This window comes from Polaribacter sp. ALD11, assembly GCF_002831685.1.
Taxonomy (GTDB): Bacteria; Bacteroidota; Bacteroidia; order Flavobacteriales; family Flavobacteriaceae; genus Polaribacter.
In genome coordinates, this window is record NZ_CP025119.1 from 2,048,407 (window position 1) to 2,074,320 (window position 25,914).

Here is a 25,914-nt window from a genome sequence, read left to right on the forward strand (position 1 = left end):
ATGGAATTAGATTATATTGAAAATATAAATGGTCATGAACAAAATATTGTACGACTATATAACTTTAATAAAGCAGAAGCAATTCTGTTTAGAGATTTATTGGTAGACACCATTATCCTTAAAAGAAAGAAGCTAGATTTAGCAGAAGTAGATTTTATAACGCCACGTAATTGTAATTTAATTTTCGGGTTATTTAAATCTGACGAAGGGATAATGACAAAAGATAACGAAACTTTTTTCTGTGTTTTAACTATTGAAGGTTTTACAAATATGGCAAGACTTTTAGAGCCTTTTTGTAAGAAAGAATCTAAGGGCTATGAATACTTATACGATATCGACAATCCGACTGATTTATTATTTTGTCCGACAGCTACCTAATAAAACATGAAAAACTTTAAATTTTTAGTACTCTTTGTTTTTATTCTAGGGAGTTGCAACACTTCCAAAAAAATAGAATTACCAAATTTATCTGTTGAAAAAACTACAGATAGTTTAGAAATATTTGGTAAAAATATTATCTCTACATCACTTTTTGAAAGAGATTTTGCATTGTCACCGAACAGAGATGAAATTATTCACACTTTAGGAGAATACAAACAGAAAAGAAGATTTTTAGTTCACTTAAAAAAAGAGAATAAAACCTGGAGCAAACCGAAAGTGATGAACATTTCTGGAGAACACCAAGACATTGAACCTTTCTTTTCTGTAGACGGGAAACAATTATTTTTCGCCTCTAACAGACCTCTAAAAAACAATAGCAACAGAAAAGATTATAATATTTGGGTTAGTAAAAAAGAAGGAAATAAATGGAGTACTCCTATAGCATTAGATACGCTTATTAATACGGAAAAAGATGAGTTTTATCCTTCAGTTTCTGCTAATGGAAATTTGTATTTTACTGCTGTAAGAAAAGACGGAATAGGAACTGAAGATATTTTTGTTGCTAATTACGTTCATGGAAAATATCAAAAACCAAAAGTTTTAAGTAAAAATATAAACACTAAAACCTATGAGTTTAATGCTTTTGTGAATCCGGATGAAAACCTACTCATTTTTAGTTCTTTTGGAAGAAAAGATGGTTTCGGAGGTGGAGATTTATACTTCAGCACAAAAGATGAGAATGGAGATTGGCAAAAAGCTAAAAATATGGGTGAAAAAATTAATTCTACATCCTTAGATTTTTGTCCTTTTTACGATGCAAAAACGAAAAACTTATATTTTTCAAGTGAACGATCAAGCATCAATCAAAAAAAATATTCTATAGAGAGTCTAGTTGAATACGCAAATTCTATAGAAAACGGAATGTCGAATATTTATAGGGTTAAATTTGATACAAACGATAAGTAAAAGGTTCCTTTAAAGATTGAAGTTATAATTGTTAATGAATTAGTTCGAACCTCAATAAAAAAATTAGTGATGAAATATTTAAGACTATTACTTATTCTTGTGCTACTTGGCTCTTGTTCTAAAAACAGCTATCAAATCTCAAAAAAAACGTACAATAAAGAAACTAAAAAGCTAGGGAAATCTCTTCGAGAAATTAAGCAAGACACTATAAATAATAGAATAACAAACGTTATAAAGTCTCAAAACTTCAATTTAAGAAAACCAAATTTAATTGTTATTCATCACACAGCGCAAGACAGCTGTAAACAAACCTACAAAACCTTTGCTTTAAAACGCACACAAGTAAGTTCTCACTACGTAATTTGTAACGACGGAACGATTACACAAATGCTAAACGACTTACTAAGAGGTTGGCACGCTGGTGGCGGAAGTTGGGGTAAAAACACAGATATAAATAGTGCTTCTATAGGAATTGAATTAGATAATGATGGTTCAGAACCTTTTTCTTATGCTCAAATAAACAGTTTGGTTTTCTTACTTCAAAAATTAACAGAAAAGTATAAAATACCATCGCAAAACATCGTTGGTCATGCTGATATTGCCCCTGGTAGAAAAACAGATCCGAGTGCATTATTTCCTTGGAAGGCATTAGCAGATAGCGGACTCGGAATTTGGTATGATGAAGAAAATTTAGACACAGTAGTACTTCCTTTAAACTTTAATACCACTTTTGCTTTAAAATATATTGGTTACAATACAACCAATTTAAAAAACGCTATTTACTCGTTTAAACTCCGTTTCAATTCTGAAGAAGTATCTCATGAATTGACTGAAAAGGATAAAAAAATTCTATTTTTATTGATGAATGAAATTTAAAAACCTTTTTAATTTCTAGTTCTTTAGATACAACAGTTTTAAGAGGAAATTACTTTATTATTTAAGGTTAGAACAGATGTTTATTGCTGTTTCATTTCTCCTCAATTTTTACTAAAGGAATGTTAATATCTCTATTCGTTTCTAATCCTACTCATAAAATCTTTAAATTGGTGGCGAAACTAACTACTTACTATTTTATTTAACAAATTAAAAATGAAACAATCACTTCTATGGCTACTCTGTCTAGTCACGTCTCTTAACTTTGCTCAAAGCAACAATCAATCAAAACTTACCATCGACCAAATAATGCTTGGTGAAGATTTTGTAGGATACGCTCCAACACGCATCAACTGGTCCGATGATAATAAAGATATCTATTTTAGTTGGAACCCAGACAATGACACTTTACGTTCATCATATAAAGTAAATGTAAAATCTAAAACCATAAACAAACGTACTTTTTCTGAACTTAAAAACAGTACTGGTTATGGTAATTACACGAAGGACTACAAATGGAAGGTAGCTTCTAAAAACGGTGATCTCTATTTAATGAACATGTCTAACTATACCGTTAAACAAATAACAAAAACTGAATCGAGAGAATCAAGCCCTCAATTTTCAGGAGATAATACATCAATTGTGTATCAATTAAGTAATAATTTATATAAATGGGATATTACAAGTGGAATTACACAACAATTGACCAACTTTAAAAAAGGTTCTAAAAAATCTGATGAAACAGCAACTGAACAAGATGAATGGTTAAGAAATGATCAACTAAAGTATTTTAATGTTCTTGAAAAGCGTAAAAATGAACGTGATGCACGTACATACAGAAATGAGCAAACTAAAATAGAAGACTTAGAAACCACTTATACTGGAAGTAAAAGTGTATACGGATTACAAATCTCTCCAGACTTAAATTACGTTGTTTATAATTTATATAAATCTTCAAAAAATAAAAATACTATTGTACCCGATTTTGTAACAGAAAGCGGTTATACTACAGATTTGAATGCACATTCTAAAACAGGAAGCAAACAAGCTTCCTCAGAATCTTGGATTTTAAACTTAAAAACAAAGGAAACATATCAAATTAAAGCAGACGAAATTGATGGTATTTTTGATAAACCAAAATACCTAAAAGAGTATGTTGCAAAAGACTCAGTATTTAATCCACTTTACAAGTCAGTTAGAGCTGTAAATATTGGTAATCCTGTCTTCTCTAACGATAGTAAAGCTGTTGTAAACATTACATCACAAGATTATAAAGACCGTTGGATTATGTCTTTAGACCTTACTAACGGAAAATTAAAACAAATAGATAGACAACATGATGATGCATGGATCGGTGGACCAGAAGTTGGTTGGTTTTCACGTGGCGTTATAGGTTGGACAGATGAAAACAATATTTGGTTTAAATCTGAAAAAACAGGATATTCTCATATTTATACTGCCAATGTGAATTCTGGTAAGATTAAAGCATTAACAGCAGGAAATTTCGAGATTTTAAACACAGAATTATCAAAAGATAAAAAGACGTTTTATATAACAAGTAATAAAGTAAGTCCGCACGAACATCACTTTTACCATTTACCTGTTAAAGGTGGAAAAATGAAGCAGATTACCTCTAGAAAAGGGGGGCATGAAGTTACTATTTCGCCAGACGAAAAACAATTAGCCATTCGTTATTCTTACACCAACAAACCTTGGGAATTGTTTGTAATGCCTAATAAAGCAGGTTCTAAAATGACACAACTTACAACATCAACAACCAAAGAATTTAACTCACACCAATGGATTGATTCTGAAATTGTTCAATTTACTGCCAGAGATGGTGTAAAAGTTCCGGCAACACTTTACAAACCAAAAGCATCTAATAAAAATGGAGCTGCTGTACTATTTGTTCATGGTGCTGGTTATACACAAAACGTACATTATTGGTGGCCCTCTTACTTTAGAGAATATATGTTTCATAACTTTCTAGTAGATAATGGTTATACCGTTTTAGCAATAGATTATAGAGCTAGTGAAGGTTACGGACGCGATTGGCGAACTTCAATTTATAGACATATGGGAGGAAAAGATTTAGACGACCATGTTGATGGTGCTAAATACTTAGTAGACCAACAAGGAATAGATAAAGACAGAATTGGCATTTACGGTGGTTCTTACGGTGGTTTTATTACATTAATGGCTCTATTTAACGCTCCAGATACGTTTAAAAGTGGTGCAGCATTAAGATCTGTAACAGATTGGGCACATTACAACCACGGTTATACAGCAAATATTTTAAATACACCAGTAGAAGATCCTATCGCTTATAGAAGAAGCTCTCCTTTATATTTTGCTGAAGGTTTAAAGAACAACCTACTAATACTTCATGGTATGGTAGATACAAATGTACATTTTCAAGATGTTGTACGATTATCTCAGCGCTTAATTGAATTGAAAAAAGAAAATTGGGAAATGGCTTTGTTTCCTATGGAATCTCACGGCTTTATAGAAGCCTCTAGTTGGTCGGATGAATACCGACGTATCTATAAGTTATTTGAGGAAACACTCAAAAAATAGTTTCAACTTAAGTCTTATATAAAGAGATTGATACCTTTCTGATACATAAAAAAACCAATGAATTTTCTTTCATTGGTTTTTTTTCGGCTAATAGATTATGTGCCAAAGTTAGTATGAAGTAAAATTAACCAGAATTACAGTAACAAATCAATTTTATACGTAATTTTGCATTCGAATTATGAGCATCATATCTAAAGACATACAAAAAGCAGTAGCATTATTAACTAACGAGCAATTGGTAGCGATACCAACTGAAACCGTTTATGGTTTGGCTGGAAATATTTTTAGCGAAAAAGCGATTAAAAGTATTTTCTCTACAAAGAAACGTCCGTTTTTTAATCCGTTAATTGTGCACGTTCCTTCTGTAGATTCTTTAGAAGGTATTGTAACTCATATTCCTGAAAAAGCAAAATTACTAGCAACTGCTTTTTGGCCAGGTGCTATGACTTTAGTTTTAAAAAAGAGCAAGAAAATTCCGGATATTATTACCGCAGGAAAAGACACTGTTGCCGTTCGTGTACCAAATCATCCAGTTACTTTAGAGTTATTAAGACAACTCCCTTTTCCTTTGGCAGCACCAAGTGCAAACCCTTTTGGAAGCATTAGTCCTACTAAACCAGCTCACGTAGAACGTTATTTTAAAGATGATATTCAAATGGTTCTAGATGGTGGGGCTTGTAGAAACGGAATTGAATCTACCATTATTGGTTTCGAAAATGAAGAACCAATTATTTACAGATTAGGCGCTTTGGCTTTAGAAGAGATTGAAGCTGTTGTAGGTAAAATAAACATCAAAAATAAAGAAGAAATTAGCCCAAATGCACCTGGAATGTTAGCAAGACATTACGCACCAAAGACACGTACTTTTTTAGTTGATGATGTTGCTTCCGAAGTAAAAAAACATCTAGGAAAAAAAATAGGTATTTTAGTTTTCAAACAATCTTTAGAGAATACTTCTTTAACAGAGGTTGTTTTATCAAAAAATGGTTCTATACAGGAAGCTGCATCTAGATTATATGATGCAATGCATACATTAGACAGTAAAAATTTAGACATTATTATTGCTGAAAAATTTCCTGAATCTGGTTTAGGTAATTCTATAAATGACCGTTTGCAACGTGCTACTTTTAAATAAATTATCGAACAAATCTATACGTTGCTTTTATTAAAAAAGTATCATTTGCAGGAACATCAAAAATCTGATTATCTACACTCTCTGTTAACGGATCATTAAAATCTTGCGCCCCAGAAGAACGTTCTTGTAATCTAAAAATAGTTCATTTATATTAAATCTTCAAAATTGCTCTTTAGCATTTTCCCAAAACGCAATTAGATAAAAGGAATCTTCATCTCTGTATTCCAACCTTTCTCATCTACATTAGCATCCATATATGAAAGTAAGGTTCTAGGTTCCGTCCCAATTACTTCCATTCTGTGTTACAATTTCATCGGGTATAACTACAGCTGTTGTTGTAAAAACAAAAGTAACCCTTTTACCATGATAGCTATCTATTACTACTTCACTCTATCTCCTGCAAAACCATCTCTTCTGGTTAACCTTTGTTGAATTAATTCTGAACTATTGCCTAAACCTATAATAACAACATATAAATATTTTGCATTATATATCACTTTAAATTTCATTGATTTTTTTGATTGATTTTATCACGTAGCAGAGATACTTTTATAACCAACTAATAGATTTCACAAAAGTCCCCTTCTAATTTCTTAAACTTTTCTCAAGGTTGGTTTAATATTAGACAGTATTTTTTCTAGTAAAAAAGTTAAAAAATAATCTAAATCACTATTTGTCAATCAAATAAATAGCATTACATTTGCACTCCTTTTTTAAGGAAAATGAATTATATTAATATACAAAAACTAATAGTGTAATTATGAACACATTAAGTTACAAAACAGTATCAGCAAACAGCGCTACCGTAAACAAGGAGTGGGTTTTGGTTGATGCGGACGGGCAAACGTTGGGTCGTCTATCTTCTATCGTAGCAAAGCTAATTAGAGGTAAGTACAAACCAAACTTTACTCCTCACGTAGATTGTGGAGACAACGTGGTTATTATCAACGCAGAAAAAATCGTATTATCTGGAAACAAATGGAAAGAGAAATCTTACATCCGTCACACAGGATATCCAGGAGGACAAAGATCATTAACTGCAACAGAAATGTTTGAGAAAGATCCTACAAGATTAATCGAAAAAGCAGTAAAAGGAATGTTACCAAAAAATATTTTGGGAGCAGCTTTGTACAGAAACTTGTATGTATATGCAGGAACAGAGCACAAACACGCAGGTCAAGCACCTAAAGCTATTAACCTTAACGATCTTTTATAATGGATATAGTACACAAAATAGGTAGAAGAAAAACAGCTGTTGCTCGTATTTATCTTTCAGAAGGTAAAGGAGACATTACTGTAAACAAAAAAGACTTTAAAAGTTATTTCACAACAGGAACTTTACAGTACAAAGTTCAACAACCATTAATGTTAACAGAAAACTTAGAGTCTTATGACATTAAAGTTAATGTTTACGGTGGAGGAATAACAGGACAGGCTGAGGCAATTCGTTTAGCAATCACTAGAGCATTGGTTCATATTGATGCTGAACACAGAATTATCTTGAAACCAGAAGGTTTATTAACGCGTGATCCTAGAATGGTTGAACGTAAGAAATTTGGTCAGAAGAAAGCACGTAAAAAATTCCAATTCTCGAAACGTTAATATATTACGCAGAATTTATGCTGTATTATATTATATCGAGAACTGTTATTATTACACACAATTAATATTAAACAGTTTAGCATCTAAATAGTTAAGACTCGAAAGACTACTTAATTATTGATTTCAAAACAGAAAGTAAACACATTTAGAAAATGGCAAACGTAAACATTCAAGAATTATTAGATAATGGTGTACATTTCGGACACCTTACTAGAAAATGGAACCCAAACATGGCTCCTTATATTTATACAGAAAGAAATGGTGTTCACATCATCGATTTGTATAAAACTGCTGCAAAAATAGAAGAAACTTCAGAAGCTTTAAAAAAGATCGCTAACTCTGGACGTAAAATTTTATTTGTTGCAACTAAAAAGCAAGCAAAAGATATTGTTGCTGAAAAAGCAAAAGCAGTAAGCATGCCTTTCATTACTGAAAGATGGCCTGGTGGAATGTTAACGAACTTTGTTACTATTAGAAAAGCTGTTAAGAAAATGGCTTTAATCGATAGAATGAAGACAGATGGTTCTTTTGATGCATTATCTAAAAGAGAAAAATTACAAATCAATCGTCAGAGAGAGAAATTAGAAAAGAATTTAGGTTCTATTTCAGATATGACTCGTTTACCTGGAGCTTTATTTATAGTTGATATCAAAAAAGAACACATTGCAGTAGCAGAAGCTCAAAAATTAAATATTCCAATTTTTGCAATGGTAGATACAAACTCTGACCCAAGACAAGTAGACTACGTAATTCCTGCAAATGATGATGCTTCTAAATCTATAGACATTGTATTATCTTTTGTTACAAATGCAGTTGCAGAAGGTTTATCTGATAGAAAAGCAGACAAAGAAAAAGTAAAAGAAGCTCCTAAAAAAGAAGAAGCTAAAGTAGAAGCTCCAAAGGCTGAAGCTGAGGTTGAAGCTCCTGTAAAGGAAGAAGCTACTGATGCACCTGCTGAAGAAAAAAAATAATTTAATAACAATCTAGAAACTTAGGTTTCTTAACAAAAAATAAGTGACATGGTAAAAGTAAGTGCTGCTGACGTTAAAAATTTAAGAGAAGCTACTGGAGCTGGAATGATGGACTGTAAAAAGGCATTAGTAGAGGCAGAAAATAACTTCGACGAAGCAATAAACATTTTACGTAAAAAGGGTCAAAAAATTGCTGCAAAAAGAGCTGATAGAGATTCTACAGAAGGAGTTGCAGTAACAAGAATTAACGACTCTAAAACAGAAGGTGTAGCAATCGTTTTAGCTTGTGAAACTGATTTTGTTGGTAAAAACGAATCTTTCGTAGCTTTAGGTGGTCAATTTGCAGACATTGCTTTAAATTCAGCAGATAAAGAAGCTTTCTTAGCTGCAGATTTTGGAGGAATGACGGTTGCCGATAAATTAGTTGAACAAACTGGTGTTATTGGAGAAAAGTTAGAGATAACAGCTTTTGAAAAAATAGAAGCTGCTTATGTTGGTGCTTATACTCACATTGGTAAAATTGCTGCTATTGTTGGTTTATCTGCTGTTGTAGATAATGCTGAAACTTTAGCTAAAGATGTTGCAATGCAAGTTGCTTCTATGGGTGCATCTACATTATCTTATAAAGATTTTGACCCTGCATTTGTAGCTGCAGAAACTGAAGCTAGAATTGCTGTAATCGAAAAAGATAATATCGAGTTAGGTAGATTGGGCAAGACGTTGAAAAACGTTCCTCAATTTATCTCTATGTCTCAATTATCTGATACCATTTTAGCTAAAGCTGAAGAAGCTGCTAAAGCTGAATTAAAAGCTGAAGGGAAACCAGAGCAAATTTGGGATAGAATCTTACCAGGAAAAATGGAAAGATTTATTGCTGATAACACAACTTTAGATATGGAACAATGTCTTTTAGATCAATCTTTTATTAAAGATGAGAAGAAAAATGTTGCACAATACGTTAAAACGTATGGTGATGTTTCTGTAAGTGGATTCAAAAGAGTTACTTTAGGATAAACATTCTAAAAATCATATTTTAAAACCTCGTTTTCATACTATTTGAAAACGAGGTTTTTTTTTGTTCAAAAAAAGGAAACTCAAAAAAAATACGTAATTTTGCTCAACTCTTAAAATAAACTATGCAATACAAAAGAATTCTTTTAAAATTAAGCGGAGAAGCTTTAATGGGAGAAAGACCCTACGGAATTGATCCAAAACGTTTAGCTGAATATGCCAAAGAAATAAAAGAAGTAGTACAGAAAGGAATCGAAGTTGCCATTGTAATTGGTGGTGGAAATATCTTTAGAGGTGTTGCTGGTGCTGCAAATGGTATGGATCGTGTACAAGGAGACCACATGGGAATGTTGGCTACATGTATAAACGGTTTGGCTTTACAAAGTGCTTTAGAAGACGAAGATGTAAAAACGCGTTTACAAACAGCTTTAGAAATTAAAGAGGTTGCAGAACCATATATCAAAAGAAAAGCAATTCGTCATTTAGAAAAAGGACGTGTTGTTATTTTTGGGGCAGGAACAGGTAACCCTTACTTTACAACAGATACTGCCGCCGTTTTAAGAGCAATAGAAATAGATGCAGATGCTATTTTAAAAGGAACTCGTGTAGATGGAATTTACAATGTAGATCCAGAAAAGAATGAGAATGCTGTTAAATTTGAAACAATTACTTTTAAAGAAGTTATTGAAAAAGGTTTAAAGGTAATGGACATGACTGCATTTACCTTGAGTGAAGAAAATAATCTACCAATAATTGTATTTGACATGAATACACACGGAAACTTATTAAAATTGGTTTCAGGAGAAAAAATTGGTACTATTGTTGATAATAAATAAAATCTTGAAATTATTACAAAGATGAATGAAGAAGTTGAATTTATATTAGACACTACTAAAGAAGCAATGGTTAACGCAATTGCTCATTTAGAAAAAGAACTAAGAGCTATTAGAGCTGGTAAAGCTACACCTGCTATGTTAGGAAATGTAATGGTAGATTATTATGGTTCTCAAACGCCATTAAGTCAAGTTGCAAATGTTACCACACCAGATCCAAGAACGATAGCAATACAACCTTGGGAAAAAAATATGTTACAACCAATTGAAAAAGCAGTTATGGTTGCTAATCTTGGTTTTAACCCAATGAATAATGGTGATATTATTATGATTAATGTACCACCATTAACTGAAGAAAGAAGAATCGGTTTAGCAAAACAAGCAAAAGCGGAAGCAGAACATGCTAAAGTTGGTATTAGAAATGCCAGAAAAGATGCAAATAACGATATTAAGAAAACTGATATTTCTGACGATTTAAAGAAAGATTCTGAAGCAGAAGTACAAAAGCTTACAGATACTTATGTCAAAACGATAGAAGACAAACTTTCTGTAAAAGAAAAAGAAATTATGACAGTTTAATTACTGTCTAATTAAAAAAAGGTGTTTTAATAAAACACCTTTTTTTTTGCCTAGAACCCAACTTCAATTTAGTTACCTTTGCATAAAATTTTTTAAATGAATTTCTGGACAAAAGCTGCTGGCCTAATTTTAAGAAACCGTTACTTGGTTTTATTAATTATTGCATTAATAACAGCCTTTTTAGCATCTCAAATGAAGTATATGAAATTCTCATATACTGAAGCAAACCTTCTACCAGAAGACCATCAAGCAAATCTAGAGTATAATAAATTTTTAGAAATTTTTGGAGAAGAGGGCAATTTAGTTATTCTTGGCGTTAAAGATTCTACCGTTTTTACACCAGAAAAATTTAATGCTTGGAATAAATTAGTAGAGCAATTTGATGAAAGAGATGAAATAGATTTTACCATTTCCATTGCAGATGTTCAAAAGTTAAAGGCAGATAGAAAAAATAGAAAATTTATTCTAGAACCTTTATATGAGGAAGACCCTACTACAAAAGAAGAAGTAAATGCCATTAAAAAACAGCTTTTCGAAAAGCTTCCTTTTTATGACAACCTGCTTTACAACAAAAAAACAGGAACGCTGCAAACAGCAATCTATATTAAAAAAGAAATCATAAATACGCCAAAACGTAGAGATTTTATTTTTGACGTATTAATTCCTGCTATAGAAAAATTTGAAAAGGAAAATAATTTAGACGTTCGGGTTTCTGGAATGCCTTATATTAGAACCCTAAATGCACAAAACATTCAGGATGAAATTATCCTCTTTGTAGTTGGTGCATTAGGTATTACCGCCTTAATTTTCTTCTTTTTCTTCCGATCCTTTAGAGCTACCTTCATTACACTTTTGGTAGTTTTAATTGGTGTTATTTGGGCTTTCGGGTTTATAGGATTATTCCATTATGAAATCACCGTTTTATCTGCTTTAATACCTCCTTTAATTATTGTTATTGGGGTACCTAATGCGGTATTCCTAATCAATAAATATCAACAAGAAATAAAGAAACATGGCCAGCAAGCTAAAGCTTTACAGCGCGTAATTTCTAAAGTTGGAAATGCAACATTAATGACCAATATTACAACTGCATCTGGTTTTGCAACCTTTGTTTTTGTAAAAAGTAATTTACTACGTGAATTCGGAATTTTAGCTTCGGTAAATATTATCAGTATTTTTATTTTAGCTTTATTGATTATCCCGATTATTTATAGTTTTATGCCACTTCCTAAGAAGAAGCATTTAAGTCATCTTGAAACAAAGTGGATTGAAAATGTAGTAAACTGGATGGAAAAAATGGTAAGAAACCAAAGAATTACCATCTATTTTGCAACAGTTTTAGTAATCGTTTTAAGTATTATTGGTATCTATAAAATTACAGTTTCTGGTAGTTTAATTGAAGACATGCCTAAGAAAACAAACTTTTATAAAGATATTAAATTCTTCGAAAAGGAGTTTGGAGGTATTATGCCTTTAGAAATTTTAATAGATACAAAAAAAGACAAAGGTGTCATGAAGCTTTCCACTTTAAAAAGGATGGAAAAATTAAATGAAACTATAGAAACTTTTCCAGAACTATCAAAACCTATATCTGTAGTTAATCTTGTAAAATACTCTAAACAAGCCTATTATAGAGGTAATCCAAAATATTACCAATTACCAACAAATCAAGAGCAGAGTTATATTTTTTCATACACAAAGAATTCTAATAGTGATGCTGGCATGCTTAAAACATTTGTAGATTCTACAGGTCGTTATGCTAGAATCACCACTTTTATGAAAGATATCGGAACTGATAAGATGGATATTATTCAAGAGCGATTAAAAGCTGTAATTGCCAAAGAATTTCCTGCAGATAAATACACTGTTACATTAACAGGTAAAGCATTGGTCTTTATAAAAGGAACCAATTACTTGATTAAAAACTTAGTTATCTCCTTGTCTTTAGCCATTTTATTAATCGCTATTTTTATGGCTTGGATGTTTAGGTCGCCACAAATGATTTTAATTTCCTTAGTTCCAAACATGCTACCGCTGCTAATTACTGCTGGTTTAATGGGTTTTTTAGATATTCCTATAAAACCATCTACCATCTTAGTATTTAGTATTGCTTTTGGTATTTCTGTAGATGATACCATTCACTTTCTTGCTAAATATAGGCAAGAACTGATAGCTAATAAATGGAGAATAAAACCATCTGTTTATGCTGCTTTAAGAGAAACAGGTGTCAGTATGTTTTACACTTCAATTGTTTTATTCTTTGGTTTTTTAGTGTTTACACTTTCTAGTTTTGGTGGTACAATTGCCTTAGGTGGCTTAGTTTCTGTAACATTATTACTAGCAATGGTTTCTAACTTGTTATTATTACCTTCTTTATTACTAACTTTCGAGAAGAAAATTGCTAATAAAAAAGTGTTTAAGGAACCAAAAATGAGGATTTTCCCTCCAAAAGAAGAAAAAACAGAATAACTTTTAAGATTTTATTGATCTTTCATTCGTTGTTTAATTTCTAACAATAAAGTATCTTTACTCTTTTAACTAAGACTATTTTCGAATACAACATATTTAAAGATGATGATGAAAAATAACGTAGCAGAATTATTAAAATCAGGTACCGTTTTACAAGAAGTAATAATAAAAGGTTGGGTTAGAACCTTTAGAAGCAACAGATTTATTGCTTTAAATGATGGTTCTACCATAAACAATATACAGTGTGTAATCGATTTTGAAAACACTTCTGAAGAAACTTTAAAAAGAATAACTACAGGAGCAGCAGTTTCTATAAAAGGGATCATTGCAGAAAGTCAAGGAAAGGGGCAATCTGTAGAAATTCAAGTTTCTGAAATAGAAATTTTAGGAGATTCAAATGCAGATGAATATCCAATTCAACCAAAAAAACATAGTTTTGAATTTTTAAGAGAAAATGCACATTTACGCGTTAGAACAAATACGTTTAGTGCAGTGATGAGGGTGCGTTCTAAACTCTCTTTTGCGGTTCATAAATATTTTCAAGACAATGGTTTTAACTATGTAAACACCCCAATTGTAACGGGTTCTGATGCAGAAGGAGCAGGAGAAATGTTTAGAGTTACTTCTTTCGAAGACAATAAAGCACCGGTTACAGAAGATGGAAAAATAGATTATGCTAAAGATTTCTTCGGAAAAGAAACAAATCTTACTGTTTCTGGTCAATTAGAAGCAGAAGCGTATGCAATGGCTTTAGGTAAAGTTTACACTTTCGGACCAACTTTTAGAGCAGAAAATTCAAACACAACCCGTCATTTAGCAGAATTTTGGATGATTGAACCAGAAGTTGCCTTTATGGATTTAGATGGCAATATGGATTTAGCTGAAGATTTCATAAAATCTGTTTTAAGTGATGTTTTAGAAAACTGTAAAGAAGATTTAGCCTTTTTAGATGAACGCTTTACACAAGAAGAAAAGACAAAACCTCAATTACAGAGAAGTGATATGAGCCTGTTAGAAAAGTTGAAATTTGTAGCAGACAATAACTTTAAAAGAGTTTCTTATACAGAAGCTATAGACATTCTTAGAAACTCTAAACCTAACAAAAAGAAGAAATTTCAATACCCAATTAACGAATGGGGAGCAGATTTACAATCTGAACACGAACGTTTTTTAGTTGAAAAACACTTTAAATGCCCAGTTATTTTATTTGATTATCCAGCAGATATTAAAGCATTTTACATGCGTTTAAATGAAGATGGAAAAACGGTAAGAGCTATGGATGTGCTGTTTCCTGGTATTGGAGAAATGGTTGGTGGTGCACAACGTGAGGAACGTTACGACGTTTTAGTTGAAAAAATGAAAGCAATGAATATTGATGAGAAAGAACTTTGGTGGTATTTAGATTTGAGAAAATTTGGTACAGCAGTCCATTCAGGTTTTGGCTTAGGTTTTGAAAGATTAGTTCAGTTTACAACAGGAATGGGTAATATTAGAGACGTAATTCCGTTTCCAAGAACACCACAAAACGCAGAATTTTAATCAGTTTTTTGTATCTTTAAAAATATGCTAAAACAAAGCTTACAATACAAACTCTTACAAAAACTATCTCCGCAACAGATTCAGTTGATGAAGTTAATTCAATTGCCTACGCAAGCATTTGAAGAACGTCTAAAACAAGAAATTGAAGAAAACCCTGCATTAGATACCGGTAAGGAAGAATCCGATGATATCGATGATGATTTATCAAATGAATTTGATGATACCGGAACAGAAAAAATTGAAACTGAAGACATTAATATCGATGAATATCTAAGTGATGATGAAATTCCGAATTATAAAACGCAAGCCAATAATTATTCCGCAGATGATGAGGAAAAAAATGTGCCTTACGCAGCCGGAACAAGCTTTCATCAATCTTTAAGCAATCAATTAAACACCTTTAGTTTAAATGAAGAAGAGCGTTCTATAGCAGAGTTTCTAGTAGGTAGTATAGATGATAGCGGTTATATAAGAAGAGAAATTATAGATCTTGTAGATGATTTAGCTTTTACTGCAAATGTATTTACTACAGAAGAAAAAGTAATTGCAGTTCTTAAAAAAGTAGTACATACTTTAGACCCTTTAGGTGTGGGAGCTAGAGATTTAAAAGAATGCTTAATTATTCAATTAAAAGCCAAAGACAAAACAAAGTATAGAAGTTTATCTATAGGCATTTTAGAAGATGCTTTTGATCATTTCGTAAAAAAACACTACAAAAAGCTTCAAGAAAAATATAATATTTCTGAAGATGAGTTGAAAGAGGTGATTAAAGAAATTTCTAAATTAAATCCTAAACCCGGGAGTTCTTATGCTGGTAATAATAAAATTGCAGAACAAATTGTTCCAGATTTTTCAATAAAAATTTTAGACGGTGAGTTAGATTTAGTTTTAAACTCTAGAAACGCACCAGAATTGCATGTTTCTAAAGAATATAATAATATGCTAAAAGGTTATCAAGAATCTACTGTAAAATCTAAATCGCAAAAAGATGCAGTATTTTTTATAAAGCAAAAGTTAGACTCGGCAAAATGGTTTATAGATGCAATTAGACAGCGTCAGCAAACGCTTTTAGTAACTATGAATACCATTATGCATTATCAATACGATTATTTTTTAACGGGTGATGAACGTAAGTTAAGACCAATGATACTTAAAGATATTGCAGATAAAATTAATATGGATGTTTCTACGGTTTCTAGAGTTGCAAATAGCAAATATGTTTCTACTCCGTACGGTACAAAACTAATAAAAGAATTCTTTTCTGAATCCATGAAAAATGACCAAGGTGAAGATGTTTCTACAAAAGAGATTAAGAAAATTCTTGAAACTGTCATTGCTGAAGAAAACAAAAAAAAGCCACTTACAGATGAAAAATTAGCCGCTATTTTAAAAGAAAAAGGATACCCTATTGCTAGAAGAACTGTCGCAAAATATAGAGAACAATTAGACTTATCTGTAGCTAGACTTAGAAAAGAAATTTAATGGAGAGGTTTTACAAAACCATATCTGTTGTTTTCCATCCTATTGTGGTTCCTACAGTTGGTGTTATTCTGTATTTTATATTAATTCCTAACAACTATGCAAGCAATCAGAAATTGGCTTTGTTAAGCTTGGTATTTGCAACAACTTATTTAATTCCACTTTTAATATTAATTATATTCAAAAAGTTAAAACTGATAAAAAATTTTAATGTACACAGCATAAAAGAAAGAAAGATACCAGTTGCAATGATGATTGTATTATTTTATCTCTTAGGCAATACAATATTGAAAAGTACTGGTATGAAAGACATCAGTCTATTATTTTATGCAACAAGCGCAGCGCTAACTTTAATATACATCTTTTTTACTTTTCAAATAAAAGTTAGTATTCATTTACTTTCTTTAGGCATCTCAACTAGTTTTTTTATTGTTCTTGGAATTATATATTCATCTAGTTTTCCTATCGTGGTTATAGTAAATATAGTACTAGCAGGTCTTGTTGCAAACGCAAGGCTTTTCTTAAGAGCACACACGCCAAGAGAAATATATTTGGGTTTTTTCTTAGGATTCATAGCTCCATTTGCAGTCTATTATCTTCTATAAAAAGTAGAAAATCAATCCGAATTTTAAAATTTTAGTGTTTACTGGCTCTCCGTTAATTGTACTATTTTTGAATATAGGAGTTAAACCATAAAAGAAGTTTATATTAAATTTATCATAACCAGCAGATATAGTTAAACCGTATTGTAATTTATTGTATGCGTCTATATTAGAGTACTTAAACTGATTAGAGTTTGTATCTAAGTATTGAAACTTGTTACTTAGATTGTACATAAACTTTAACCCCGTATAAACCCTCCAGAAATTATATTTTTTAGCAGTTGATGTTCTCCATCTAATTTCTAATGGAAACTCTAAATTATGGGCTTTAAAAACGTTTTCAGAGATAGAGTTATCACTACTAAATATTGTAGTATTATTTAATTCATCTACTTTTAATTCATGATTAAAAAAATCATAACCATAACCAACACCTGCAGCAAGAGAAATTGTACCTGTTTTATTTAAAATAAAATCTTTAATAAAACCAGTAGATAAGGAATAAGAAAAATTACTTTTTGTTATTGTTGATGGTTGTTCATTAAATTGACTGTAGGAAACAGACAAATAAATTTGATCTTCCGCATATTTATCACCTAGACTTAGAGAATCTTTCTGAGAAAAAATAAGTAAAGGAAATATTAAAAAATAAAATAAAATATATCTAATTTTCATAGTACGTATAACGAAATATAAAGATACAATATTTCATATATTACTAAATTAAATTTAGAGCAAAAAAAAAGAGTAATTCGTATGAATTACTCTTTTTAGTATACTATTGTGAAAATTAATTTCCTTCTCCTTTTGAAGCAGAATAACTAATTTTAAGCGCATTTACATCTCTTAGTTTCAACCTAATATCTATAATTGTACCTACATTAGATTCTTTATCTGCTTTAATAGAAGTTGTCATAAATGCAACTTGGTTTTCAGGAACTTTAGATCTTTCATTAATAATAAAAGCAGGTACATCTTCTGCAGTAGCTATTTTATCATTTAACTGGATTCTATTATAACCTGTACCATGTCTTGCAGCATCTTTAGATTTACCAACATATATTGTACTCACTAGACTTTTATGCTCCAATTTTTTTACTTCTGTAGCACTTGGTAATCTAGGGTTCTCAATTTGCAATTCAGTTTCTCTCATGGTAGTTGTTACCATAAAGAAAAACAACAACATAAAAACGATGTCTGGCAAAGAAGCAGTATTAACTGCTGGCATTCCTTTTTTCTTTTTTCTAAATTTAGACATATTGTTGTATTTTAAAGTTTAATTAGATGTAGGTTCAGCATCAGAAATAATTTCTGGATAACTAGTTTTGATATCATCTACTTTTTTCTTCAGACTTTCATTAGCCCTATCATCTTTATAAGATTCTTCTAATTCAGGAAAAGGAATTCCGTAACGTTCTTTAGAAAGTCTGTTACGCAATTCAGAATAAGCTTTTATCAATTCATTTTGAACTTTTAAGTATACACCATATTCTGTACCTCTATCACTTTGAACAGAAATAATTGCTTTATTCGGATGATCTGAAGAAGAAATGCTTTTTTCCCCTTTACAATATGTACAAGGTCCCGTTGCAACGCCGTCTTCTATTTTACCATCACCACCTCCATTATCTATAAAAGCTATTGCCGCATCTTTAAGGTCTTTAATATCCATTCTGTCTCCTTCAACAAGAAGATCATTATCTCTATTAATATTTACCTCAAAAATATTTTTTTCTTTGATAATTGGTGGTACGTAATCTTCTGGTGGTTTTTCTGATAACTTTTTAGAAACACCAGAATCTACGTTCATTGTTGTTGTTACTAAAAAGAAAATTAATAACAAGAAGGCAATATCTGCCATGGAACCTGCATTAATTTCTGGATTCTCTCTTCTTGCCATAATTTTATGATTTTATTAAACCTTTACCTAAATCTAAGATGAAAAAAGCTAAACCAATTCCACCTAAAATAATACTAAACCAAATACCAGCTCCTGTCAATTTATTAATTGTAGAACCTTCTTCTCCTCCCTCTAAAATAGTACCAGCGTTATCTATAACAACAGTACTATCTGCCAAGAAATAAGAGACTATAAACAAAACACCTAAAACAGTTAAACCTAATAAGGTTTTCTTTAAATTTTCTGGGTTTTTGAAAAGACCTAACAAAGATAAAATAAGAGTTACTATTATTACTCCGTATAATAAGTACTGAGAAAAAGAAATTAGCGGGCTAACAACACTGTTTTGTACAGCCACATCATTTTCTACAGCATCTTCACCTGCCATAAGTACTCTTACTAATAAGATAATACCTACTAAAGCAATTGCCGTCACAACATATGTGATAATTTTTGATAATTTATTATCTATCATGATAAATTATTTTTTATACTTTACTAATAAATCTATCAATTGAATAGAAGCGTCTTCCATATTGTTAACGATACTATCAATTTTAGAAACGATATAATTATAGAAAACCTGTAAGATAATTGCAACAACTAAACCAAATACAGTTGTTAATAAGGCTACTTTAATACCTACTGCAACTACTCCTGGAGAAATATCATTTGCTTCTGCAATTGCATCAAACGCGCCAATCATACCAATTACAGTACCCATGAAACCTAGCATTGGTGCTAATGCAATAAATAATGATAACCAAGAAACATTTTTTTCTAAAAGTCCCATTTGAACTCCACCGTAAGAAACAACTGCCTTTTCAGCACTTTCAATTCCTTCATCTACTCTATCTAAACCTTGATAAAATATAGAGGCAACAGGCCCTTTTGAATTTCTACAAACTTCTTTAGCAGCTTCTATACCACCTGAACTTAAAGCTTCATCTACATTTGCTACTAATTTCTTAGTATTTGTAGATGCCATGTTTAAATAAATAATTCTTTCAATTGCAATTGCTAAACCTAAAATTAAGGCGACTAATACAATTCCCATAAATATTGGGCCACCTTCTATAAAACGAAGTTTTAATTCTTGGTGAAAAGTTCTTGACTCTGCTGCTGCTTCCTGTGCAAAAGTTGATTGAATAGCTCCAAAAAACATGAATCCTGTTACAGATAGGACATTTACTACTTTTTTCATCTCTGTTGTTATTAATTTTTAATAGTTAACGGGTTAAAGATATAATTTTTCATCTTAAATAAACAAGTCTTAATCAATTTTAATACTTTTTGAAACAACTTAATACTTTATTTATTTTTTAATAGAGTGGCAAGTAACAAAAAAATTATTGCTCCTCAAAAAAAAATCAATCTATTTTATATAAAAATAATGTTTTTTTTTGGAGTTAAACATTTTTAATCAAAAAATTATTTTTTACTAATTTCTCCTCGTAAAGATTTTTGAAAGTAGTTTTTGAAACTTTTATCAGTTAAATTTTCACTTAATAAATACATTAATTTCGCAATAGCAGCTTCTGTTGTAATATCGATTCCTCCAATAACACCTAAGGCTTTTAAACCAACACTTGTGTCATAATGACCAAGAATTACACTACCACTAGCGCATTGTGTAACATTTACAACTTTAATATTATTTTGTATTGCTTTTTCTATAAGGTTTAAAAACCATGCTTCATTTGGTGCATTTCCAGATCCATAAGTTTCTAAGATAACCCCTTTTAAATTATCTATATTTAGAATAGCTTTCACAACTTTTTCTGTTATTCCTGGAAATAATTTTAAAATAACGACATCTGTTACTAACTTTTTTCTAATAATTAGTTTCTCATCAACATATTTTTGTTTCGATAATAAATGTTCATTAAAAGTTAAATGCACACCACTTTCTGCTAAAGCAGGATAATTCATCGATGCAAATGCTTCAAATTGTTCTGAACTTATTTTTGTTGTTCTATTTGCTCTGTATAACTTATATTCAAAGTACAAACAAACTTCAGAAATTACAGGTTTATCATTTTTTCTAGAAGCCGCAATTTCTATAGAAGTAATCAGGTTTTCTTTGGCATCTGTTCTTAAATCTCCAATAGGTAATTGAGAACCTGTAAAAATAATAGGTTTTTGTAAATTCTCTATCATAAAACTAATTGCAGACGACGTGTAGGCCATTGTATCTGAACCTGTTAAAATTACAAAACCATCGAACTTATTGTAGTTCATTTCTATAATTTCTAGAATATCTACATAGTACTTTGTATTCATGTTTGATGAATCTATTGGCTCTTCAAAAGAAATACTTTTTATTTCGCAGTCTAACTGTTCTAGCTCTGGAATTTTATCTATTATTTGACTAAAGTCAAATGCTTTTAAAGCGTTTGTTTTATAGTCTTTTATCATACCAATTGTACCACCTGTGTACAAGATAAGAATATTAGGCTTGTTTGTCATTTTGTCATTTTTATATTCCAAATTAAAATTGGAATACTTTATGATGTAAATCTATCAAACAAAAATGATATATAAATTTTAAACTGTATAAATTATGATGGGGTTTTATATTTTGATTGGTGCAATCTCTTTGGTAAGTTGGCTAATTAGTAAAAAATTAAAGGATAAATTTAAAAAATATTCAAAAGTTCAGCTTAGAAACGGAATGAGTGGTGCAGAAATTGCCGAAAAAATGCTTGCAGATCATGGCATTGTTGATGTAAAAGTAATTTCTACTCCAGGAATGTTAACAGATCATTACAATCCACAAAACAAAACAGTAAATCTTAGTGAAGGTGTTTACAACCAAAGAAACGCGTCTGCTGCAGCTGTTGCAGCACATGAATGCGGTCATGCTGTACAACACGCAGAAGCGTATAGTTATTTAACAATGCGTTCTCAATTAGTACCCATTGTTAGTGTAACTTCTAAGTTTTCTCAATGGTTGGTATTTGGTGGATTAATTTTAGGTGCAGCTTCTGGGGCTGCTGGCATTGGTTTTTATATTGCAATTGCAGGTTTAATTTTTATGGGTTTTGCTACGCTTTTTAGCTTTATCACTTTACCTGTAGAATACGACGCTAGTAACAGAGCCTTAGCTTGGTTGAAAAATAAAAACATGGTTTCTCAAGAAGAATTAGCTGGCGCAACAGATGCTTTAAAATGGGCTGCAAGAACATATTTGGTTGCTGCTTTAGGTTCTTTAGCAATGTTATTGTATTGGGGTTTACAGATTTTAGGAGGAAGAGACTAGTATTACCAATCTTGAATATATATTTAAAATGCTTCGGATTTTTTTCGAAGCATTTTTTTGTTTGTTATTTCTATGAAAACAATAATCTAAACCTATTTTTATATGAATTCCCGTATTCAGATAAATAATAGAAAGTAGACAAATAGGTATAGCCCTGATTGAAACGGCATCCTTTTTGTTTTTCACAAAAAGATATAGTGAAAAGCAGGAAATAGCTTCTAATAAAAAACCTTCTTGATTTCTCAAAAAGGCTTTGTCTTATTTATTTTATCTTGTTTGAAAAATAGAAGGATCTAATCATTCAGCTTTAAAACGGCCATAAATGCTTCTTGCGGAATTTCTACATTACCAACTTGTCGCATTCTTTTCTTTCCTTTTTTCTGCTTTTCTAATAACTTACGTTTTCTAGAAATATCTCCTCCATAACATTTTGCAGTAACATCTTTACGCAATGCTTTGGTAGTTTCACGCGCAATAATTTTTGCACCAATTGCTGCCTGAATAGGAATATCGAACTGTTGTCTTGGTATTAATTCTTTTAATTTCTCTACTATTTTCTTACCAATTGTATAGGCATTGTCTGCATGTAAAAGCGCAGAAAGTGCGTCTACTCCGTTACCGTTTAACAAAATATCTACTCTTACCAACTTCGATTCTCTCATACCAATCGGAGAATAATCGAAAGATGCATATCCTTTAGAAACCGTTTTTAAACGATCGTAAAAATCGAACACTATTTCTGCCAAAGGCATATCGAATGTTAATTCTACTCTTTCTGTTGTTAAGTAGGTTTGATTTACAATTTCACCCCGTTTTTCGATACACAAACTCATTACTTGTCCAACAAAATCTGATTTAGTAATAATGCTTGCTTTAATAAAAGGTTCTTCTACCCTATCTAATCTCGATGGATCTGGTAAATCTGTAGGATTATTTAAAAGTAATATTTCGTCTGGATTCTTTTTAGTATAAGCGTGGTAAGAAACGTTAGGAACTGTAGTAATAACAGTCATGTTAAACTCACGCTCTAAACGTTCTTGAATAATTTCCATGTGTAACATCCCTAAGAATCCACAACGGAAACCAAAACCTAAAGCGGCAGAACTTTCTGGCACAAACACTAAAGAAGCATCATTTAATTGCAGTTTTTCCATAGAATAACGCAATTCTTCATAATCTTCTGTGTCTACAGGATATATTCCTGCAAAAACCATTGGCTTCACGTCTTCAAAACCATCAATATTTTCTGTCGTAGGATTTACCGCGTCTGTAATTGTATCTCCTACCTTTACTTCTTTTGCTGTCTTAATTCCTGTAATTAAATACCCAACATCACCAGTTTTTACAGATTTTTTCACAACCTGTTCTAACTTTAAAGTACCTACTTCATCAGCAAAATATTCATTATTTGTTGCCATGAACTTAATACGTTGTCCTTTTTTGATTTCTCCGTTAAAAACACGGAAATACGTTTCAATTCCTCTATAAGAATTATAAACTGAATCGAAAATTAAGGCTTGTAATGGCGCGTCTGGATCTCCTTTTGGAGCAGGAATTCTATCTATAATTGCTGCTAAAATATTTTCAACACCGAAACCAGTTTTACCACTTGCGTGAATTACGTCTTCTGGGTTGCAACCTAATAAATCTACAATATCATCTGTTACTTCTTCTGGGTTTGCAGAAGGTAAATCTACTTTATTTAAGATAGGAATAATCTCTAAATCATTCTCTAAAGCTAAGTATAAGTTAGAAATTGTTTGTGCTTGTATACTTTGTGCAGCATCTACAATTAACAAAGCACCTTCACAAGCTGCAATAGATCTAGAAACTTCATAAGAGAAATCTACGTGACCTGGAGTATCAATTAAATTCAAAATAAATTGTTCTCCATTGTGCGTATAATCCATTTGAATGGCATGCGATTTTATGGTAATCCCGCGTTCACGTTCTAAATCCATACTATCTAGTAACTGATCTTTCTTTTCACGATCTGTTACAGAGCCTGTATATTCTAACAATCTATCTGCTAACGTACTTTTACCATGATCTATATGTGCGATAATGCAAAAGTTTCTAATGTTCTTCATACTTCGTTTTCTAACTGCGTTCAACAGACAAAGATATGTTATTTACAAACCTTGTCAAATAAAAAAAGTACAATGAAACTCATTGTACTTTTCTTTAATTATTTTATGAAATTATAAATCTCTTTCCAGCTCTGCAATTGCTACTTTAAACTCTTCCCAATTTATAGTATCATCACTAGATTTATCATAACCTTTTAGTAACTCGTTGGCTACAACACCTCTTATAAACCCATTAACTGCAGCATTTTTTAACATTTTTTTAATTTCAGATTTTTTTAATCGACCATCTTTGTCGGAATCAAAAAAAAGAAATGCTTCTTCTGGAGAATCAAACTGATTGGTTATCAAAATTCTAATCTTTCTTAAAATATTTTCTTTTGCTCCCATAATTTAAATTATTCTTTTCATTCTGTAAGATAGATATTTTATTTTTAAATGAATTATTTAACCTTGTCTTTACAGTAGAAATGAATTTATTATTAAAATAAACAATGCTACTACATTATAAAACAACTAACTTTCTTAATCTAAGACTGTTCTATAAATTGAAATAAGACACTATTCTGTTTCAAAAATTAGAAGAAAAGAACATTTTATTTCCTAGAGGATGAAAAAACACTAATTTTGCATAAAATAATTTACTTTGGTAAAAATAGGCAACATAGAATTACCTGAATTTCCACTTTTATTAGCACCAATGGAAGACGTCTCAGACCCTCCATTTAGAGCTTTGTGTAAAGAACATGGCGCAGATGTAGTGTATACAGAATTTATTTCTTCGGAAGGTTTAATTCGTGATGCAGCAAAAAGCGTAATGAAATTAGACATTTATGAAAAAGAACGTCCGGTAGGAATTCAGATTTTTGGTGCAAACCTAGAGTCGATGTTAAGAACGGTGGAGATTGTAGAAAAATCAAACCCAGATATTATTGACATTAATTTTGGTTGCCCTGTTAAAAAGGTAGTTTCTAAAGGTGCCGGTGCAGGAATTTTAAAAGACATCGATTTAATGGTTTCTCTTACAGAAGCTATGGTAAAACACACCAATTTACCAATTACCGTAAAGACTCGTTTGGGTTGGGATCATGATTCTATTAGAATTGTAGAAGTTGCAGAACGTTTGCAAGATGTTGGCTGTAAAGCAATTTCTATTCATGGTAGAACTCGAGCACAAATGTACAAAGGTGAAGCAGATTGGAGACCTATTGCAGATGTGAAAAATAACCAAAGAATGCACATTCCTGTTTTTGGAAATGGAGATATAACCACACCAGAAAAAGCAATGGAAATGCGTGATTCTTACGGATTAGATGGCGCAATGATTGGTAGAGCAGCCATTGGGTATCCTTGGTTTTTTAATGAAGTAAAACATTATTTTAAAACTGGCGAACATTTATCGAAACCTACCATTGCACAACGTGTAGAGATGGCAAGAAGGCATTTACAAATGGCTATTGACTGGAAAGGCGAACATTTGGGAGTTGTAGAAACAAGAAGACATTATACAAATTACTTTAAAGGAATTCCGCATTTTAAAGAATATAGAATGAAAATGGTAACTTCTGATGCTGCTAAAGATGTTTTTGACGCTTTTAATGAAGTGGAAATTAAGTTTGGTAATCTGATTATTCCTCAAGAATATTAA

At 31.2% G+C, this 25,914-nt stretch carries 26 protein-coding genes; 17 read left to right on the forward strand and 9 right to left on the reverse strand.

What is annotated here, in order from left to right; all coding sequences use genetic code 11:
* The 5 genes from CW731_RS09135 to CW731_RS09155 all read left to right on the forward strand — a co-directional run bounded on the left by CW731_RS09135 (nt 1) and on the right by CW731_RS09155 (nt 5,932).
* Nucleotides 1-378: a hypothetical protein gene (locus tag CW731_RS09135; protein ID WP_100946431.1), complete on the forward strand. Its 378-nt coding sequence runs from the start codon at nt 1-3 to the stop codon at nt 376-378.
* Between the two features lie 6 nt (nt 379-384).
* Nucleotides 385-1,347: a TolB family protein gene (locus tag CW731_RS09140; protein WP_100946432.1), complete on the forward strand. Its 963-nt coding sequence runs from the start codon at nt 385-387 to the stop codon at nt 1,345-1,347.
* Nucleotides 1,348-1,416: 69 nt separating this feature from the next.
* Nucleotides 1,417-2,223: an N-acetylmuramoyl-L-alanine amidase gene (locus CW731_RS09145; RefSeq protein WP_100946433.1), complete on the forward strand. Its 807-nt coding sequence runs from the start codon at nt 1,417-1,419 to the stop codon at nt 2,221-2,223.
* A 213-nt stretch (nt 2,224-2,436) separates the two neighbouring features.
* Nucleotides 2,437-4,797, forward strand: a complete 2,361-nt coding sequence (locus CW731_RS09150; protein ID WP_100946434.1) for an alpha/beta fold hydrolase — start codon at nt 2,437-2,439, stop codon at nt 4,795-4,797.
* Between the two features lie 178 nt (nt 4,798-4,975).
* Nucleotides 4,976-5,932 (forward strand): L-threonylcarbamoyladenylate synthase, encoded by a 957-nt coding sequence (locus CW731_RS09155; RefSeq protein WP_100946435.1) that lies wholly within the window; start codon nt 4,976-4,978, stop codon nt 5,930-5,932.
* A gap of 380 nt (nt 5,933-6,312) precedes the next feature.
* Here CW731_RS09155 and CW731_RS15890 read toward each other — a convergent pair whose 3' ends face one another.
* Nucleotides 6,313-6,441 carry a hypothetical protein gene (locus CW731_RS15890; protein WP_302849627.1) on the reverse strand — a complete coding sequence of 43 codons (129 nt, stop codon included), beginning with the start codon at nt 6,439-6,441 and terminating at the stop codon, nt 6,313-6,315.
* A 251-nt stretch (nt 6,442-6,692) separates the two neighbouring features.
* Here CW731_RS15890 and rplM point away from each other — a divergent pair, with 251 nt between their 5' ends.
* The 10 genes from rplM to CW731_RS09205 all read left to right on the forward strand — a co-directional run bounded on the left by rplM (nt 6,693) and on the right by CW731_RS09205 (nt 17,020).
* A complete protein-coding gene (rplM, locus tag CW731_RS09160) occupies nt 6,693-7,148 on the forward strand; it encodes a 50S ribosomal protein L13 (RefSeq protein ID WP_100946436.1) in 456 nt (151 codons plus the stop codon).
* A complete protein-coding gene (rpsI, locus tag CW731_RS09165; protein ID WP_100946437.1) occupies nt 7,148-7,534 on the forward strand; it encodes a 30S ribosomal protein S9 in 387 nt (128 codons plus the stop codon). Before rplM ends, rpsI begins: the two co-directional genes overlap by 1 nt.
* Nucleotides 7,535-7,686: 152 nt before the next feature.
* Nucleotides 7,687-8,505 carry a 30S ribosomal protein S2 gene (gene rpsB, locus CW731_RS09170; protein WP_100946438.1) on the forward strand — a complete coding sequence of 273 codons (819 nt, stop codon included), beginning with the start codon at nt 7,687-7,689 and terminating at the stop codon, nt 8,503-8,505.
* Between the two features lie 48 nt (nt 8,506-8,553).
* On the forward strand, nt 8,554-9,519 hold the full coding sequence (tsf, locus tag CW731_RS09175; protein ID WP_100946439.1) for a translation elongation factor Ts: 966 nt from the start codon (nt 8,554-8,556) through the stop codon (nt 9,517-9,519).
* A gap of 122 nt (nt 9,520-9,641) precedes the next feature.
* The gene (gene pyrH, locus CW731_RS09180) at nt 9,642-10,352 is read left to right on the forward strand and encodes a UMP kinase (RefSeq protein WP_100946440.1); all 711 of its coding nucleotides are present in this window, start codon (nt 9,642-9,644) and stop codon (nt 10,350-10,352) included.
* A 21-nt stretch (nt 10,353-10,373) separates the two neighbouring features.
* Complete coding sequence (frr, locus tag CW731_RS09185) at nt 10,374-10,928, forward strand: ribosome recycling factor (protein WP_100946441.1); 555 nt, start codon at nt 10,374-10,376, stop codon at nt 10,926-10,928.
* Between the two features lie 96 nt (nt 10,929-11,024).
* Nucleotides 11,025-13,397: an RND family transporter gene (locus CW731_RS09190; RefSeq protein ID WP_100946442.1), complete on the forward strand. Its 2,373-nt coding sequence runs from the start codon at nt 11,025-11,027 to the stop codon at nt 13,395-13,397.
* A gap of 105 nt (nt 13,398-13,502) precedes the next feature.
* The gene (asnS, locus tag CW731_RS09195) at nt 13,503-14,936 is read left to right on the forward strand and encodes an asparagine--tRNA ligase (RefSeq protein WP_100946443.1); all 1,434 of its coding nucleotides are present in this window, start codon (nt 13,503-13,505) and stop codon (nt 14,934-14,936) included.
* A gap of 24 nt (nt 14,937-14,960) precedes the next feature.
* Complete coding sequence (gene rpoN / locus CW731_RS09200) at nt 14,961-16,418, forward strand: RNA polymerase factor sigma-54 (protein ID WP_100946444.1); 1,458 nt, start codon at nt 14,961-14,963, stop codon at nt 16,416-16,418.
* Nucleotides 16,418-17,020: a hypothetical protein gene (locus CW731_RS09205; RefSeq protein ID WP_232734656.1), complete on the forward strand. Its 603-nt coding sequence runs from the start codon at nt 16,418-16,420 to the stop codon at nt 17,018-17,020. Before rpoN ends, CW731_RS09205 begins: the two co-directional genes overlap by 1 nt.
* On the opposite strand, the gene CW731_RS09210 is transcribed toward CW731_RS09205, so the two are convergent.
* The 6 genes from CW731_RS09210 to CW731_RS09235 all read right to left on the reverse strand — a co-directional run bounded on the left by CW731_RS09210 (nt 17,015) and on the right by CW731_RS09235 (nt 21,386).
* Complete coding sequence (locus CW731_RS09210) at nt 17,015-17,692, reverse strand: porin family protein (protein WP_100946445.1); 678 nt, start codon at nt 17,690-17,692, stop codon at nt 17,015-17,017. The genes CW731_RS09205 and CW731_RS09210 overlap by 6 nt on opposite strands.
* Before the next feature lie 115 nt (nt 17,693-17,807).
* Nucleotides 17,808-18,275 carry a biopolymer transporter ExbD gene (locus CW731_RS09215; RefSeq protein ID WP_100946446.1) on the reverse strand — a complete coding sequence of 156 codons (468 nt, stop codon included), beginning with the start codon at nt 18,273-18,275 and terminating at the stop codon, nt 17,808-17,810.
* A gap of 18 nt (nt 18,276-18,293) precedes the next feature.
* Complete coding sequence (locus CW731_RS09220; RefSeq protein ID WP_100946447.1) at nt 18,294-18,917, reverse strand: biopolymer transporter ExbD; 624 nt, start codon at nt 18,915-18,917, stop codon at nt 18,294-18,296.
* Between the two features lie 4 nt (nt 18,918-18,921).
* Nucleotides 18,922-19,392 carry a hypothetical protein gene (locus CW731_RS09225; RefSeq protein WP_100946448.1) on the reverse strand — a complete coding sequence of 157 codons (471 nt, stop codon included), beginning with the start codon at nt 19,390-19,392 and terminating at the stop codon, nt 18,922-18,924.
* 6 nt (nt 19,393-19,398) lie between these two features.
* Nucleotides 19,399-20,121 carry a MotA/TolQ/ExbB proton channel family protein gene (locus CW731_RS09230; protein WP_100946449.1) on the reverse strand — a complete coding sequence of 241 codons (723 nt, stop codon included), beginning with the start codon at nt 20,119-20,121 and terminating at the stop codon, nt 19,399-19,401.
* A gap of 227 nt (nt 20,122-20,348) precedes the next feature.
* The gene (locus CW731_RS09235; RefSeq protein WP_100946450.1) at nt 20,349-21,386 is read right to left on the reverse strand and encodes an asparaginase; all 1,038 of its coding nucleotides are present in this window, start codon (nt 21,384-21,386) and stop codon (nt 20,349-20,351) included.
* A 94-nt stretch (nt 21,387-21,480) separates the two neighbouring features.
* Between CW731_RS09235 and CW731_RS09240 the strand changes: the two genes are divergently transcribed.
* Nucleotides 21,481-22,179, forward strand: a complete 699-nt coding sequence (locus CW731_RS09240; RefSeq protein WP_100946451.1) for a zinc metallopeptidase — start codon at nt 21,481-21,483, stop codon at nt 22,177-22,179.
* 293 nt (nt 22,180-22,472) lie between these two features.
* On the opposite strand, the gene lepA is transcribed toward CW731_RS09240, so the two are convergent.
* Together lepA and CW731_RS09250 are read right to left on the reverse strand one after the other, a co-directional pair.
* Complete coding sequence (lepA, locus tag CW731_RS09245; RefSeq protein WP_100946452.1) at nt 22,473-24,269, reverse strand: translation elongation factor 4; 1,797 nt, start codon at nt 24,267-24,269, stop codon at nt 22,473-22,475.
* Nucleotides 24,270-24,380: 111 nt separating this feature from the next.
* Nucleotides 24,381-24,656 (reverse strand): EF-hand domain-containing protein, encoded by a 276-nt coding sequence (locus CW731_RS09250; RefSeq protein WP_100946453.1) that lies wholly within the window; start codon nt 24,654-24,656, stop codon nt 24,381-24,383.
* Nucleotides 24,657-24,912: 256 nt separating this feature from the next.
* On the opposite strand from CW731_RS09250, the gene dusB reads away from it, so the two are divergent.
* Nucleotides 24,913-25,914, forward strand: coding sequence for a tRNA dihydrouridine synthase DusB (dusB, locus tag CW731_RS09255; protein ID WP_100946454.1), 1,002 nt, complete (start codon nt 24,913-24,915; stop codon nt 25,912-25,914).

Excerpts from the sequence above, each read along its gene's own strand:
- CW731_RS09210 (WP_100946445.1), bottom strand. The coding sequence starts at position 17,692 with ATGAAAATTAGATATATTTTATTTTATTTTTTAATATTTCCTTTACTT.
- rpoN (WP_100946444.1), top strand. The coding sequence starts at position 14,961 with ATGCTAAAACAAAGCTTACAATACAAACTCTTACAAAAACTATCTCCG.
- CW731_RS09225 (WP_100946448.1), bottom strand. The coding sequence starts at position 19,392 with ATGATAGATAATAAATTATCAAAAATTATCACATATGTTGTGACGGCA.
- tsf (WP_100946439.1), top strand. The coding sequence starts at position 8,554 with ATGGTAAAAGTAAGTGCTGCTGACGTTAAAAATTTAAGAGAAGCTACT.
- rpsI (WP_100946437.1), top strand. The coding sequence starts at position 7,148 with ATGGATATAGTACACAAAATAGGTAGAAGAAAAACAGCTGTTGCTCGT.
- CW731_RS09155 (WP_100946435.1), top strand. The coding sequence starts at position 4,976 with ATGAGCATCATATCTAAAGACATACAAAAAGCAGTAGCATTATTAACT.
- CW731_RS09250 (WP_100946453.1), bottom strand. The coding sequence starts at position 24,656 with ATGGGAGCAAAAGAAAATATTTTAAGAAAGATTAGAATTTTGATAACC.
- CW731_RS09145 (WP_100946433.1), top strand. The coding sequence starts at position 1,417 with ATGAAATATTTAAGACTATTACTTATTCTTGTGCTACTTGGCTCTTGT.
- CW731_RS09230 (WP_100946449.1), bottom strand. The coding sequence starts at position 20,121 with ATGAAAAAAGTAGTAAATGTCCTATCTGTAACAGGATTCATGTTTTTT.
- CW731_RS09240 (WP_100946451.1), top strand. The coding sequence starts at position 21,481 with ATGATGGGGTTTTATATTTTGATTGGTGCAATCTCTTTGGTAAGTTGG.
- asnS (WP_100946443.1), top strand. The coding sequence starts at position 13,503 with ATGATGAAAAATAACGTAGCAGAATTATTAAAATCAGGTACCGTTTTA.
- CW731_RS09190 (WP_100946442.1), top strand. The coding sequence starts at position 11,025 with ATGAATTTCTGGACAAAAGCTGCTGGCCTAATTTTAAGAAACCGTTAC.
- frr (WP_100946441.1), top strand. The coding sequence starts at position 10,374 with ATGAATGAAGAAGTTGAATTTATATTAGACACTACTAAAGAAGCAATG.
- CW731_RS09140 (WP_100946432.1), top strand. The coding sequence starts at position 385 with ATGAAAAACTTTAAATTTTTAGTACTCTTTGTTTTTATTCTAGGGAGT.
- CW731_RS15890 (WP_302849627.1), bottom strand. The coding sequence starts at position 6,441 with ATGAAATTTAAAGTGATATATAATGCAAAATATTTATATGTTGTTATT.
- rplM (WP_100946436.1), top strand. The coding sequence starts at position 6,693 with ATGAACACATTAAGTTACAAAACAGTATCAGCAAACAGCGCTACCGTA.
- rpsB (WP_100946438.1), top strand. The coding sequence starts at position 7,687 with ATGGCAAACGTAAACATTCAAGAATTATTAGATAATGGTGTACATTTC.
- CW731_RS09235 (WP_100946450.1), bottom strand. The coding sequence starts at position 21,386 with ATGACAAACAAGCCTAATATTCTTATCTTGTACACAGGTGGTACAATT.
- CW731_RS09135 (WP_100946431.1), top strand. The coding sequence starts at position 1 with ATGGAATTAGATTATATTGAAAATATAAATGGTCATGAACAAAATATT.
- CW731_RS09150 (WP_100946434.1), top strand. The coding sequence starts at position 2,437 with ATGAAACAATCACTTCTATGGCTACTCTGTCTAGTCACGTCTCTTAAC.
- CW731_RS09215 (WP_100946446.1), bottom strand. The coding sequence starts at position 18,275 with ATGTCTAAATTTAGAAAAAAGAAAAAAGGAATGCCAGCAGTTAATACT.
- lepA (WP_100946452.1), bottom strand. The coding sequence starts at position 24,269 with ATGAAGAACATTAGAAACTTTTGCATTATCGCACATATAGATCATGGT.
- pyrH (WP_100946440.1), top strand. The coding sequence starts at position 9,642 with ATGCAATACAAAAGAATTCTTTTAAAATTAAGCGGAGAAGCTTTAATG.
- CW731_RS09220 (WP_100946447.1), bottom strand. The coding sequence starts at position 18,917 with ATGGCAAGAAGAGAGAATCCAGAAATTAATGCAGGTTCCATGGCAGAT.
- CW731_RS09205 (WP_232734656.1), top strand. The coding sequence starts at position 16,418 with ATGGAGAGGTTTTACAAAACCATATCTGTTGTTTTCCATCCTATTGTG.